Annotated in this window: 8 protein-coding genes; 2 read left to right on the top strand and 6 right to left on the bottom strand. The window is 74.2% G+C overall.

The window, feature by feature from the left end; translation table 11 throughout:
• Nucleotides 1–171: 171 nt before the first annotated feature.
• The 5 genes from ACTWP5_RS28440 to ACTWP5_RS28420 all read right to left on the bottom strand — a co-directional run bounded on the left by ACTWP5_RS28440 (nt 172) and on the right by ACTWP5_RS28420 (nt 8,334).
• Nucleotides 172–2,622, bottom strand: a complete 2,451-nt coding sequence (locus ACTWP5_RS28440) for a HelD family protein (RefSeq protein ID WP_443224019.1) — start codon at nt 2,620–2,622, stop codon at nt 172–174.
• A 195-nt stretch (nt 2,623–2,817) separates the two neighbouring features.
• The gene (locus ACTWP5_RS28435; RefSeq protein ID WP_443224018.1) at nt 2,818–4,053 is read right to left on the bottom strand and encodes a uroporphyrinogen-III synthase; all 1,236 of its coding nucleotides are present in this window, start codon (nt 4,051–4,053) and stop codon (nt 2,818–2,820) included.
• A gap of 131 nt (nt 4,054–4,184) precedes the next feature.
• Entirely contained in the window at nt 4,185–5,576 is a 1,392-nt protein-coding gene (locus ACTWP5_RS28430) for a nitrate/nitrite transporter (protein WP_443224017.1), read from the bottom strand.
• A gap of 333 nt (nt 5,577–5,909) precedes the next feature.
• Nucleotides 5,910–6,890 (bottom strand): DUF1015 family protein, encoded by a 981-nt coding sequence (locus ACTWP5_RS28425; protein WP_443224016.1) that lies wholly within the window; start codon nt 6,888–6,890, stop codon nt 5,910–5,912.
• A 70-nt stretch (nt 6,891–6,960) separates the two neighbouring features.
• A complete protein-coding gene (locus ACTWP5_RS28420; RefSeq protein WP_443224015.1) occupies nt 6,961–8,334 on the bottom strand; it encodes an ATP-grasp domain-containing protein in 1,374 nt (457 codons plus the stop codon).
• A gap of 495 nt (nt 8,335–8,829) precedes the next feature.
• On the opposite strand from ACTWP5_RS28420, the gene ACTWP5_RS28415 reads away from it, so the two are divergent.
• Together ACTWP5_RS28415 and ACTWP5_RS28410 are read left to right on the top strand one after the other, a co-directional pair.
• The gene (locus ACTWP5_RS28415) at nt 8,830–9,819 is read left to right on the top strand and encodes a LuxR C-terminal-related transcriptional regulator (protein ID WP_443224014.1); all 990 of its coding nucleotides are present in this window, start codon (nt 8,830–8,832) and stop codon (nt 9,817–9,819) included.
• A gap of 113 nt (nt 9,820–9,932) precedes the next feature.
• The gene (locus ACTWP5_RS28410; protein WP_443224013.1) at nt 9,933–10,964 is read left to right on the top strand and encodes a LuxR C-terminal-related transcriptional regulator; all 1,032 of its coding nucleotides are present in this window, start codon (nt 9,933–9,935) and stop codon (nt 10,962–10,964) included.
• 83 nt (nt 10,965–11,047) lie between these two features.
• Here ACTWP5_RS28410 and ACTWP5_RS28405 read toward each other — a convergent pair whose 3' ends face one another.
• Nucleotides 11,048–12,898, bottom strand: a complete 1,851-nt coding sequence (locus ACTWP5_RS28405) for a penicillin-binding transpeptidase domain-containing protein (RefSeq protein WP_443224012.1) — start codon at nt 12,896–12,898, stop codon at nt 11,048–11,050.
• Between the last annotated feature and the right edge of the window lie 23 nt (nt 12,899–12,921).

Here is a 12,921-nt window from a genome sequence, read left to right as displayed (position 1 = left end):
TCCACATGGAGTCCACATCCTCCTCGCCATGAGCCACTACAGGGCTGTGACCTGCGGCGAGAAAGAAACGATTGGAGGCACCGACCCGCCAGCTCGCCTCGCGGCAAGTGGTCGCTCGTAGCGACAATGGTTGGGCCCGGGGGCATGGAACGGGCCGGCGCCTCTCCCAGCCTACCGGGCCCGCGGGCTTTCCGGGCGCAGGAGGACGGGAACACCCTCGGCGTCGGGCTCGTCACCCGGCCCCGACAGCACCGCGAGGCGCTGCGTGGCCCGGGTCAGGGCCACGTAGAGCACCCGCGGCCCGGCCGGGGACTCGCCGGCGATCTCGGCGGGCGCGACGACGAGCGTGGCGTCGTACTCCAGGCCCTTCGCCTCCAGGCTGCCCACCACGACCAGCCGCCCGCCGGGCTCGCCGAGGTCGGCCAGCCAGCGCCCGACCTGCTCGCGCCGGGCCATCGCCACCACCACGCCGACCGTGCCGGTCACCTCCCGCAGCAGTCGCCCGGCCGCCTCACGCACCGCCTCACGCGCCGTCGCCTCCGCCCCGGCGCCCGTCGTCGCCGCGGCCCCCGAGGGCGTCGCCGTCGTCCGCGGAGCCGCCTCCCGCGCCCCCGCCCGTCGGCCCCTGGCGGGCGGGGCGGCCGGCAGCCCGTCGGGGAGGCGGAGGAAGAGGGGATCGACGCCGGTGGCGCGCACCGCCCTCGGCGGAACGGTGCCCGGCGCGGCCAGCCGCAGCACCCGGTCGGCGACGGTGGCGATCTCCGCCGGGTTGCGGTAGTTCACGGTCAGCTCGAAGCGTCTTCGCCGGCGGTCGCCGAGGGCGGCGTCGCGCTCCGCCGCCGCCTCCTGCGGCGCCTGCCAGGAGGACTGCGCCGGGTCGCCCACGATGGTCCAGGTGGCGCGGCGGCCCCTGCGGCCCACCATGCGCCACTGCATGGGCGTCAGGTCCTGCGCCTCGTCGACGATGACGTGCGCGTACTCGGTGCGCTCCTCCCGCTCCCCGGCGTCCGACGCGCCCCGCGAGGCGGCGACGCGGTCGGCGTGGGTCGTCAGCTCCGCGAGGCCGGTCAGCTGCGCCAGCGCGTCGGCCTCCTCCGCCTCCGGCCTGCGGCGCTCGGGGCGGGGCGGGGCGCCGAGCAGCACCCTCAGCTCGTCCAGGAGCGCCACGTCGTGGACGGACAGCCCCGAGCCCTCGGGCGTGACCCGTCGCAGCGAGCGCGCCAGCACCCGGATCTCCCCCGGGCGCAGCATCCGCCGGGCCCAGCGGCCGAGGCGCCGCTCGTCGGCCATGGCCCTCAGCACCGCCAGCGGCGTCACCTCGGGCCAGAACGCGGCCAGGAAGTCACGGAAGTCGTCCTCGGTGCCGAGGTCCTCGTCGAACGCCGCCCGCGCCTCCTCCACCAGCTCGGGCTCCGGGTACCGCTGCGGCCCGCCAGCGGCCCGCCACAGCGCGTCGAGCAGCAGGCGGCGGGCGCGGGGACGCAGCAGGTTGACGGGGGCGGTGCCGCTCAGCGTCTGACGGCGCACCTCGGCCAGCTCCTCCGCCGTCAGCTCGACGCGGCGGCCGAAGGCCACCAGCCGCAGCCGCTCGGGGGCGGGGGCCGCCTCCAGCAGGCCGCGCGCGGCGCGGTGCAGCAGCCGCGCCATGCGGGCGGAGCCCTTGACGAGCGCCACCGGCGGCTCGTCGTAGGCGTCGGCCTCGACGCCCTCGACGAGCGAGCCGAGCGCCCTGATGGCGACCTGCCCCTCCTCGCCGAGGGCCGGCAGCACGCCCTCGGTGTACGAGACCAGCAGCGGCGTCGGGGAGACCACGAGGATGCCTCCCGCGTAGCGGCGGCGGTCGGCGTAGAGCAGGTAGGCCGCCCGGTGCAGCGCGACCGCGGTCTTGCCGGTGCCGGGGCCGCCGGTCACCTCGGTGACGGCGACGGCGGGCGCGCGGATCACGCGGTCCTGCTCGGCCTGGATGGAGGCGACGATGTCCCGCATCCGGTGGCCCCGCTCCTGGCCGAGGGCGGCCATCAGCGCGCCGTCGCCGACGACGGGCAGCTCGGCGCCGTCCAGCCGGGCGCGCACGCCGGGGCGCAGCAGGTCGTCCTCCACGCTGAGGACCTTCCTGCCGCGGCTGCGGATGACGCGGCGCCGCACGACGCGGCCGGGCGCGACGGGGGTGGCGCGGTAGAACGGGGCGGCGGCCGGCGCGCGCCAGTCGATGACCAGCGGCTGGTAGTCGGCGTCCAGGACGCCGAGACGGCCGATGTGGAGGGTCTCCGCGATGTCCGCGACCGGGCCTCCCTCGTCCTCGCGCACGGCGTCGTCCGCGGGTTCGAGGGAGGTGTACGCGCCGTCGGGGCCGCGCTCGCCGTCCTTGCCCGGCAGCAGGTCGACGCGGCCGAAGAGGAAGTCCTCGAACTCGCTGTTGAGACGGTGGAGGTGGAGGCCGGCCTGGAAGACCTGGGCGTCCCGCTCGGCCAGGGCGCCGGGCGTGCCGACCTGGACGCGGCGGGCGGCGTCGGCGACCAGGAACTCCGCCTCGTGGATCTTCTCCGTCAGACGCCGGTAGACGGCGTCGAGGTGCCGCTGTTCGTGACGGATCTCACGCTCGCGCACGTCGACCGGTTCCACCGCTCATCCCCCTTCTGCTCGGCAGGGCGAGCCGTCCACCGTACGCCAGATCGGCCCGTTCGGACGCCTCCGCGCGCGGTGGACGGGCCTTCCACGGGCCGACGGGAGCCACCGGCGGGAGCCCGGCGGGAGCGCGAGGGCACCCGACGGCATCCTGACGGCATCCCGCCCGCGGTCGGGCGCACGCCCCGGTGACTACTCGCCGTACTTACGGCCGTCGAGTGACGGGTCGAGGGCCAGCCGGTACCCGCGCTTGACCACCGTCTGGATGAGCATGGGGGCGCCCAGCGCGCTGCGGAGCCTGGCCATCGCCGTCTCCACGGCGTGCTCGTCGCGGCCGGCGCCCGGCAGGGCCCGCAGCAGCTCGGCGCGGGGCACGACCCAGCCGGGGCGGCGCGCCAGCAGCCGGAGCAGCGCCATGCCCGCGGGCGGCACCGGCCGCAGCTCGCGGTCGACGACGACGGCGTGGCCGCGGATCTCCACGGTCCGCCCGGCCACGGGCAGGCTGCGGGCGCGGGCGGGCAGCTCGTCACAGAGCAGCTGCACCAGCGGCCCCAGCCGGAACCGCTCCGGGTGACGGGTGGGCACGTCGCGGGCCTGGAGCGGCAGCGCGGTGACGGGCCCCACGCAGACGGGCAGCACGTGCTCGCGCAGCGCGGCCAGCAGCGGCTCGACCACGCCGCGCTCCTCGCCGCGCTGCATCAGCGAGGCCACGGCGGGCGCCGAGGTGAAGGTGACCGCGTCCAGGCCGTGGGAGAGGACCGCGTCGATGAGCCGGTCCACGGGCGCGATGTCCAACGGCGGCATCCAGCGGTAGACCGGCACCTCCACGACCTCGGCGCCGGAGCCGCGCAGCGCCTCGATGAAGCCGGGCAGCGGCTCCCCGTGGAGCTGGAGGGCGACCCGGCGGCCGTCGACGCCCTGGTCGAGGAGGCGCTGGAGCACCTCGGCCATCGACTCGGAGGCCGGCGACCAGCGCTCGGTGAGGCCCGCCGCGCGGACCGCGCCGCGCACCTTGGGGCCGCGGGCCAGCACCTCCGTCCCGGCGAGGGTGCCAAGGAGCGCCTCGCCCAGGCCCCAGCCGTCGGCGGCGGCGACCCAGCCGCGGAAGCCGATGGCGGTGGTGGCGATCACGACGTCGGGGGCGTGGTCGATCAGCGCGCGGGTGGCGGCCATCAGCTGGTCGTCGTCGGAGAGCGGCACGATGCGCAGCGTCGGGGCGTGCTGGACCTCGGCGCCGCGCCGCCGCAGGAGGGCCGCGAGCTCCTCGGCTCTGCGGGCGGCGGTGACGCCGACGGTGAAGCCGTCGAGGGGACGGACCTCAGGACCGGGGCCGTGACCGCGGCCGGAAGCGGCGCCGTGGCCAGGGCCGGAGTCGGCCCGGGGGCCGTCCGGGGCGCTGCCTGTGTGCTGACGTTGGTGGTGCTGCATGCTCGTCTTCCGCTCCGCCCAGTGTCATCGAGACATCGAGACGCGGACCCGAGCCTGTCAACGGGGGATGACAGGCTCGGATCCGCATGGTTTCCCGAGCGTTACGCCCGGTGTCCTCCGCGGGACCCTCGTCACACTCCCGCGTAGGCCGGCTGGCTCGCGCGGGATCCCTCGACCGGGTCGTCCGCGGCCGTCGCACCGGCGCTCCGCCGCAGGTACACCGCCCAGGTGACGGCGAAGCAGACCGCGTAGTAGCAGAGGAAGACCACGAAGGCGCCGGTGCCGGAGCCGACGCTGAGGAAGGACTGGCGCAGCGCGAGGTTGATGCCGACCCCGCCGAGGGCGCCGACCGCGCCGATGATCGCCATCGACGCGCCCGACAGCCGCCGGGCGTAGACGTTCGCGGCCTCGCCGGTCAGCCCCATCGCGTCGGCCTTGGCCCGGTAGATGCCGGGGATCATCTTGTACGTCGAGCCGTTGCCGAGGCCGGTGAGCACGAAGAGGATCACGAAGCCGACGGTGAACAGCGCCAGGGACTCCCGCATCGAGGCGGTGAGGATGACGGTCGAGGCGGCGATCATCATCGCGAAGTTCACCAGGGTGACGCGGGCGCCGCCGTAGCGGTCGGCGAGGTGGCCGCCCACGGGGCGGATGAGGGAGCCGAGCAGCGGGCCGACGAAGGTCACCGCGGCGGCCTGGAGGGGCGTGCGGTCGAACTGGTTCTGGAGCACGAGGCCGAAGGCGAAGCTGTATCCGATGAACGAGCCGAAGGTGCCGATGTAGAGGAACGACATGATCCACGTGTGGCCGTCCGCGGCGGCCTCGCGCGCCGCGCCCGTGTCGTTGCGCACCGGCCCGAGGTTGTCCATGAAGCGGACGCTGAGCACGGTGGCCAGGACGATCAACGGCACGTAGACCATGAGCATCAGGCGGGGCCGGCCCTCGCCGGCGACGGCGATGATCAGCAGCCCGACCAGCTGGACGACGGCGACGCCTATGTTGCCGCCGCCGGCGTTCATGCCGAGGGCCCAGCCCTTCAGCCGCAGCGGGTAGAAGCTGTTGATGTTGGTCATGGAGGAGGCGAAGTTCGCGCCGCCGACGCCGGTGAGGACGGCCACCACCATGAACGTGCCGTAGGAGGTGCCCGGCTCCATGACCACGAGCAGCGCGACGGTCGGCAGCAGCAGCATGCTCGCGCTGATGATCGTCCAGTTCCGGCCGCCGAACCTGGCCACCGCGAAGCCGTAGGGGATCCGCAGACAGGCGCCGACCAGCGAGGCGGTCGCGACGAGGAAGAACTTCCCGGCCGGGTCGATGCCGTACTCGTCGCCCATGAAGAGCGTGAGGACGGAGAACATGCTCCACACGGAGAAGCCGATGTGCTCCGAGATCACGGAGTAGACGAGGTTGCGGCGGGCGACGTGCCGGCCCTCCCGCTCCCAGAACGACTCGTCCTCGGGGTCCCACTCGTCGATCCATCGCCCGCCCCGTCGGCGGGCGGCAGCGGTCTGGGGGGCTGGCATACGTGCCTCCACGTGTTCGGGCAGGGGGTCCGTGCTGCCTGAAGGTAGGGAGGCCGCGTTTCGACAACGTGGCAGGAAATGACACGTACGAAACCTTGCTCTCACCCGGTGGAGGGGAGGGAGGTGAGCGGCGGGACGGCCGATGTGCGCGCGCGGGTGAACGAGGGGGTGAACGGTGCGTGTGGGGGCGCGCGGGGACCGACGGGCCCCCGAGGGCCGCGCTGGGCGGCCGACGGGCGGCCGACCGCACGAGACGGCTCCGAACGGGGGACGGAGCGCGCCCCCGGGGGCGAACCGAAGCGCCCGACAGCGCGCGGTGCGGGCGCGCGCGCCTCAGCCCACGGGCACGGGCTCGGGAGCCGGCCCGAGACAGGTGCTCTTGGGTGGCATGCCCGTGCCGTTGGCCGCGCCCGACCAGATCTGGTCCCACGTCGGCGGCGGCAGCACCAGCCCGAGGTCCGCGCCGTACGGGACCTGGCTGGTGTAGCGGAGTGACGGCTCGACGCCCTGGTCCTCGCAGATCGCCGGGATGATCACGTGGTCGCTGATGGCGGCCGGCAGCTCGACCCACTCCGGCGGCAGGGAGCGCAGCCGCCCCGCGACGGTCTCCGCGGAGACCTCGGAGACTTCCCACGCCTGCCCGCCACCGGTCAGCACGAAGGTGCCGCGCCGCGGCAGCGGACGGGCGCCCGGCGGATGCTCGACGACCCGGGCGATGCGGGAGGCGGTGCGGATCGCCTTCCCGACGTCGAGCCCCCGCACCACGCGATGGGTGGCGGAGAGCGTCAGCGGATACCGGCTGTGGTCGACGACCAGCGCCAGCAGCGTGTCCGCCGCCGCGCCCGGGTGTTCGCGGCGCAGCCGGCGGGCGGCCTCCAGCCGGTGGTGGCCGTCGGCCAGCAGCACGGGCGGCAGGGCGGGCGGCTCGTCGAGCCAGCGCGCGTCGCACGCCCACAGGCGTTGGACCCCGCCGTCGGGGGTGACCCGCTCGTGGTCCGCCGGGCCCTCGGCGACGGCGTCGAGGTACTCCTGGATCGGCCCGAGGTCGTGGGCGGCCAGCAGCAGTGGCTCGACGGCGCCGGGCGCGGGCGGCGCGCCGCCGTCGGCCTGGAGTCCGCGCTGCCGCAGCAGGCGGGCGTGGAGGGCGACGTGGCGCTCGCCGACCTGCTGGTGGCGCACGACGTGCCCGGTCTCCACGCCGCGCAGGCTCAGGGCGCCGAGCATGCCGCGCTGGCTCACCTCGCCGTCCGCGTCGCGACGCTCCAGCACGTGGTAGCCGGGGTGGTCGGAGCGCGCGGAGTGCTCGCCGAGCACCCCGCGGCAGGGCAGGAGCAGATCTGTCCGTGGGGCCGGCGTACCCAGAGGGAGCGTGCCGGGGAACAGGTCAGGCGGCAGAGTGTTCCTCCTCCGGTGCGGCGTCCCTGGCCGACCCTTTCGGGGTCCTCACCGTCATCGCGGACGGCGGGGACCCCGAAGGGGTCGAGGGGGTCACGGGCGTGACGGAGGCGGCTGGCGCGGCGGAGCCCGGCGCGGCGGTGACACGCGAGGACGGCGCGGCCGCCCTCGGCACCACCGTCGGTCGCACGATGTCGAGCGCCTTGCTCAGCACCGCTTCCAGCTCCTGCGCGCCGTCCGCGACGGCCGTGAGATAGCCATGCCCGGCGACCCGGCTGGTGGCCTCCGGTACATGACTTCCGAGGGGGACGGTGATCTTCAGCCCGGTCACTCCGCTGAGCGCGCGCGCCTCGGCGAGGCCCTCCACGGCGCGCAGCTGGCCGGGGGGCAGCCGCAGGAACCGGATGCCCGCGTGGCGGCGGGCCCCGGGCCGTGGCTCGGGCAGCGGAAGCCCGAGTTGGGAGGCGATGGCGCGAGCCGCCAGGTCGGTGCCGGTGGCGAGCAGGAGGTCCTGCACGCACTCGGCGCCCGGGTGGGCGTGGGCCTCGATCAGCCGCGGCCCCTGAGCGGTGACCACGACCTCGGTGAGGGACGGGCCACTGCGGTGACCGGCGGCGACCAGCGTGGCCGTGACCAGCTCGTGAATCCGCTCGGCGGTCTGCTGGTCGAGGTCGGCGGGAAGGTCGTAGCCGGTCGGGAGGAAGTCGGGCGCGCCGGTGGTGTACCGGCGGCTCACGGCGAGGACGGTGTGCTCCCCGTCGCGTGAGTGCGCCTCGACGCTGTACTCCGGCCCGTCGAGGTACTCCTCGACGATGAGGGCCGGTTCTCCGGTCAGCCCGGCGGCCAGGACGGCCGCGTCAGCCGAGCTGCGCAGCAGGTGAACGTCCTGGCCGCCGGAACCGGTGCGTGGCTTGGCCACGCAGGGGTAGCCGACGCGATCGGCGACGGCCACCAGGTGCGCGGCCCGGTCGCAGTGCTCATACCGCACGGGGGAACGGGTGAGCTGGTTGACCTTGCCGCGCAGGGCCGCCTTGTCCGTGAGGTACGCGACGGCCGCATGGGGGTTGCCCGGGAGACGGAGAGCCTCGTTGGCGCGGGCGGCGACGAGTGCGCTCGCCTCGGCGAAGCCGAAGATCGAGGTGCGCGCCGGGTGGGACGCGAGCTGGCTGAGCGCCATCGTCAGCCGGGGGTGATCGGTCCAGTCCACCGTCATGGCGGTGTCGGCGGCGGCGACGGCCTTGCGGATGCCGGGAGCGGAGAGGTTGGGCGCGAGCACGAGGGTGCGCGCACCGACCCGGTGGGCCGCCGCGACGTCGGACGACCGCGGACTGAGCAGGACGGCCAGGGGCGTCTGGGACGTCATCGTGCCGCCTCCCTGTCCATCGATGTCCTCACGGGGTCAATAACCGACAAAATACCGACTAGGGCGCCCATTTCAGGCAAGACTGGATACCTTCAGTTAGCGAAAATGGCATAGCGTCACCGACCCGGGCCACACGAAAGGGCCGCGTGTCGCCACCTACGGGCGAGCGGACGATACGGAGACCGTTACTCCCAGCCGCTGGTCAGCGGCCGGACGGTCTGCGTCGTGACAGTGCCGCTCTCCGACTGGGAGGTGGCGACCTGAGCGGTTGCCACGCCTCCGGTGACCACTACGATGAGCAAAGCCGAGGCTACGCTCAGAGCCATCTTCTTCACGGGTTCCCTCTTCCGCGTCCACATGGCCGAACAACAGTGACATGCTGGTGCAGTTGATGCTCACAAGCATGGGAAGCGAAGTCGAGAGCGTTCCTGTGGCATTATCTCGCCTGTCAGGATGACGCCAGGGGCTGGCTGATGTCGTTCAAGGAAGTAGAACGTGCAGGAAACCGGCGAAATAGATGCGGTCGCGGCCCGCGTCTACCGACTGCGTGTCATTCACCCTACCGACACCGTGGAGCAGATCTCCGCCCGTGCGGGAATCACGCCACAGGAGACTCTGGAGGCGGAGTCGCGGCTGTCGGCACTCGGTCTCCTGCGCCCCTCCCCCAGCGGCGGCCAGGTCGCCGTCAGCCCGGAGACGGCGGCGGACACCCTGCTGGCCCCGATGGAACAGGACATCCTCCAGCGGCGCATCGCCATGGCCGCCACCCGGGCGCGGCTGCACGCGCTCTCCGGCGACTATCTCGAAGCCCGCAGCATGCGCTCGGCCAAGAGCAGCATCGAGATCGTCCAGGGCACCGACAACGCGCGGGCGGTGATCGACGACCTCGTCCGCACCTGCTCGGAGTCGCTGGACGCCCTCGTCCCGGGCAGCGGCCTCGGCGAGGTGGCGGTCCGGGCCGCGATCTCCAACGACAGGGAAATGCTGGAGCGGGGCGTGAAGATGCGCAGCCTCTTCCAGCACAGCGCCCGTAAGAACCGCGCGCAGGTCCGCCACGTCGCCGTCCTCACCGACGCCGGGGCACAGGTGCGCAGCACCACCGTGCTCCCCTCCCGCATGGCGATCTACGACCGCAGCTGCGCCGTGCTGCCGCTCGACCCCGAACGCGGCGGCGCCGGTGCGGCCGTCATCCGCGACCCCACGGTGCTGAACTTCCTCCAGCAGCTGTTCGAGCACTACTGGGACCGGGCGCTGGACTTCTCGGAGGAGGAACAGCGCGACGGCCCGGAGCCGAACGAGGTGGAGCGTGACGTGCTGCTGCTGATGGCGGCGGGAAAGAAGGACGAGGCGATCGCCCACCAACTCGGCATGTCCCCGCGTTCGGTGAGCCGGATCGTGGCCCGGCTGATGGAACGGCTGGGGGCCGAGAGCCGCTTCCAGGCCGGCGCGCGGGCCGCGCTCAACGGCTGGCTCTCCGACGACTGAGGGCCGACGATGAGGGCCGACGACTGGGGGCCGACGGCTGCTGGCACGACCGCTTCACCTCGGCCGTGCGCGCGTCGGACACCTCCTCGGACACCAGGGATGGCACAGAGGGAATGGACGGCATAGCAGACCTCGACACGGCGGATCTCGACGCCGCGGCGGTCCGCGTCTACCAGCTGCGGGTCACCCATCCCACCGACGGCGCCGGCCAACTCGCCGCGCGCGCCGGGCTGACGCCCGTGGAAGTGGCCCGTGCCGAGGCGCAGCTCTCGGCGATCGGCCTGCTCCAGCCCTCCCCCGGCGGCGGCTGGGTCGCCGTCAGCCCGGAGAGCGCGGCGGAGTCGCTGCTGGCACCGATGGAGCAGGAGATCCTCCAGCACCGCATCGCCATGGCGGCCACCCGCGAACGCCTCCACTCCCTCTCGGGCGACTACCTGGAGGCCCGCGGCATGCGCTCGGCCACCAGCAGCGTCGAACTCGTCGACGGGCTCGGCAACATCCGGTCGGTCATCGACGACCTGGCGCGCACCTGCTCCTCCAGCATCGACGTCATCTCGCCGGGCGGGACGCAGAACGAGGAGGCGATGCGGGCGGCGCTCCCGCTCGACCTCGACGTCCTGGGCCGAGGCGTGCGGCTGCGGCTGCTGCTCCAGTACAGCGCGCGCGGCCACCGGGCCACCGTGCAGTACGTGGAGGAGATCGTGGAGGCGGGGGCCCAGGTGCGCTGCACGGGAGTGCTGCCCTCCCGCCTGCTGTGCTACGACCGGGACTGCGTGGTGCTGCCGAGGGACCCGGCCCAGACGGGGGCGGGGGTGGCGCTGATCCGCGACACCGCGGTCCTGGCCTTCGTCGGCCAGCTCTTCACCCACTACTGGGACGCCGCCGAGGACTTCCTCGCCGACCCGGAGGACGGGGCCGCCGAGGCCGCGCCGGACGCGGCCCCGCACGGGATCGAGCGGGACGTGCTGCAGCTGATGGCGGCGGGGAAGACCAACGAGGCGATCGCCGCCCAGCTCGGCGTCTCGCGGCGCTCCGTCAGCCGACTGGTGGGGCGTCTGATGGACCGCCTCGGGGCGACCAACCGCTTCCAGGCGGGCGCCCTCGCCGCACGCCGCGGCTGGCTGGCCTCCTCCCCGCCCGCCTGAGGCGAAGGCACCGTGGGCGACGCGGGCGACCGGGCGACGACGGCCCGGCGGCCCGGCCGCCCGGTGACGCCTCCGCGTCGGGGTCAGCCGAGGCCGCGCAGGAAGTCCGCCGCCACCGGCCCCGCGTCCGCGCCACCGGAGCCGCCGCCGGTGAGGACGACGGCGAACGCCAGGTCCCGCTCGCCAAGGAAGCCGACCATCCACGCGTTCGTCGACAGCTCGCCCTCCTCGTCGGTGAACTCCGCCGTCCCGGTCTTGCCGTGCGGCTCACCCGGCACGCCGTCGAGCGCCGAGGCGCTGCCGCTCGTCACGGTCTCGCGCATCAGGGAGCGCAGCGCCTCGTACGTCTCCTGACCGAGCTCCGCCGTGGCCTGGTGCGGCTCCTCGACGGCACCGGGGACGAGGACGGGCTGGTGGAAGGCACCCTCGGCCACGGTGGCGGCCACGGAGGCCATCACCAGAGGGCTGGCCTGCACCCGGCCCTGCCCGATGAGGGAGGCGGCCAGCTCGTTCTCGTTCTCGGCCACGGGGACACCGCCGTCGAAGGTGACGGCGCCGACCGTCCACTCCTCGCCTATGCCGAAGGCCCGCGCCGTCTCGGTGAGCGTGTCGTCGGCGAAACGGTCCCGGTTGTCGATGAACGCGGTGTTGCACGAGGCGGTGAAGGCCTCGCGCAGCGTGGTCTCGGGGCCGAGCTCGAACTGGTTCTGGTTCTCGAAGGTCTGGCCGTCGACCGTGACGAACTGCGGGCATCCGAGGATGTCGGAGTCCGCCGTGCCGCCCTCCAGCAGGGCCGCCGTCGAGACGATCTTGAAGGTGGACCCGGGGGCCATCTGGCCCTGGAGGGAGAGGTTGAAGCCGTCGGCCGGCCAGTCCGCGGCGGCGAGGACGTGCCCGGTGGAGGGCTGCACGGCCACGATCGCCGCGTCTTGGTCCAGTCCCTCCAGCGCCTCGGCCGCCGCCGCCTGCACCGCCGGGTCGATCGTGGTCTCCACGGGCGTGCCCGGCTCGCTCTCCTCACGCTCGAAGAGCGTCCGCACCGCGTCCCCCGACTCCCGGTCGGCGATCACCACGGCCGCGGCGGCCATCCCCGCCAGCTGCTCCTCGTACCTGCTCTGGAGCCCGGAGGTGCCCTCGCCGGTCCCCGCGTCGACCCCGCCGACGAGCGCCGGGGCCGCGTACGCCAGGGGCTGGCTGTCCTCGTCGAACTGGAGGCCGGCGACGGCCTGGAGGTCCGCCGCGTGCTCCTGGAAAGTCTCGTCGCGCAGGGTGACCACGGGCACCGCCTGGTCGGGGTCGGCGGCCTCGACCTCGTCGGCGAGCCGCTCGGTGTCGACGCCCACGTCGAGCCGCTCGATCGCGGCGTACGCGGCGTCGGGGTCGCTGAGCTGGGCGGGCCAGATCGTGAGGTGCCAGACCGTGCCGGGGCCGGCGAGCTCGCTGCCGTCCGCGGCGAGTATCGGCGCCCGCTCGGGCTCCTCCGTGGTGAGGACCAGGGTCTGGCCCTCCTCCAGCCGCGGATGCACGAGGGAGGAGCTCCAGTCCACGGTCCAGCTCCCGTCGCCGCCGTCCCCGGGCGGCAGCACCCGGGCCGTGGAGTCGTAGGACCACTCGCCCACGCCGTCGAGGGTGAACGTGGCGGTGAACGGGACGGCCATGCCGCCCTCCTGGCCGCCGTCCTCGGACAGCTCCTCACCCGCGTCCTCCGCGACGGTGAAGGCGAGCCGCTCGGGGCGGGTGTTCTGCTGGACGGACTCCAGCAGGGAGAGCGCGGCCTCGGGGTCGTCCGTGCGGTCGGCGGCCCGCCGCAGCTCACCCGCGGCCCAGGCGTCGAGGAACGCCTCCGCCTCGGCCCGCGCGGTGGCCCGGTCGTCCCCGTCGCCCCCGCCGCGCAGCAGCACGACGGCGCCGACGGCGACCAACGCGACCACCACGACCCCGATGACTCCCGCCCGTG

The organism is Streptomyces sp. 4N509B (assembly GCF_052245655.1).
Classification (GTDB): Bacteria; Actinomycetota; Actinomycetes; order Streptomycetales; family Streptomycetaceae; genus Streptomyces.
Note: the sequence above shows the minus strand (reverse complement) of the source record. Positions and strands in the feature narration are given on the sequence as shown.

Excerpts from the sequence above, each read along its gene's own strand:
- ACTWP5_RS28435 (WP_443224018.1), bottom strand. The coding sequence starts at position 4,053 with ATGCAGCACCACCAACGTCAGCACACAGGCAGCGCCCCGGACGGCCCC.
- ACTWP5_RS28430 (WP_443224017.1), bottom strand. The coding sequence starts at position 5,576 with ATGCCAGCCCCCCAGACCGCTGCCGCCCGCCGACGGGGCGGGCGATGG.
- ACTWP5_RS28420 (WP_443224015.1), bottom strand. The coding sequence starts at position 8,334 with ATGACGTCCCAGACGCCCCTGGCCGTCCTGCTCAGTCCGCGGTCGTCC.
- ACTWP5_RS28410 (WP_443224013.1), top strand. The coding sequence starts at position 9,933 with ATGGACGGCATAGCAGACCTCGACACGGCGGATCTCGACGCCGCGGCG.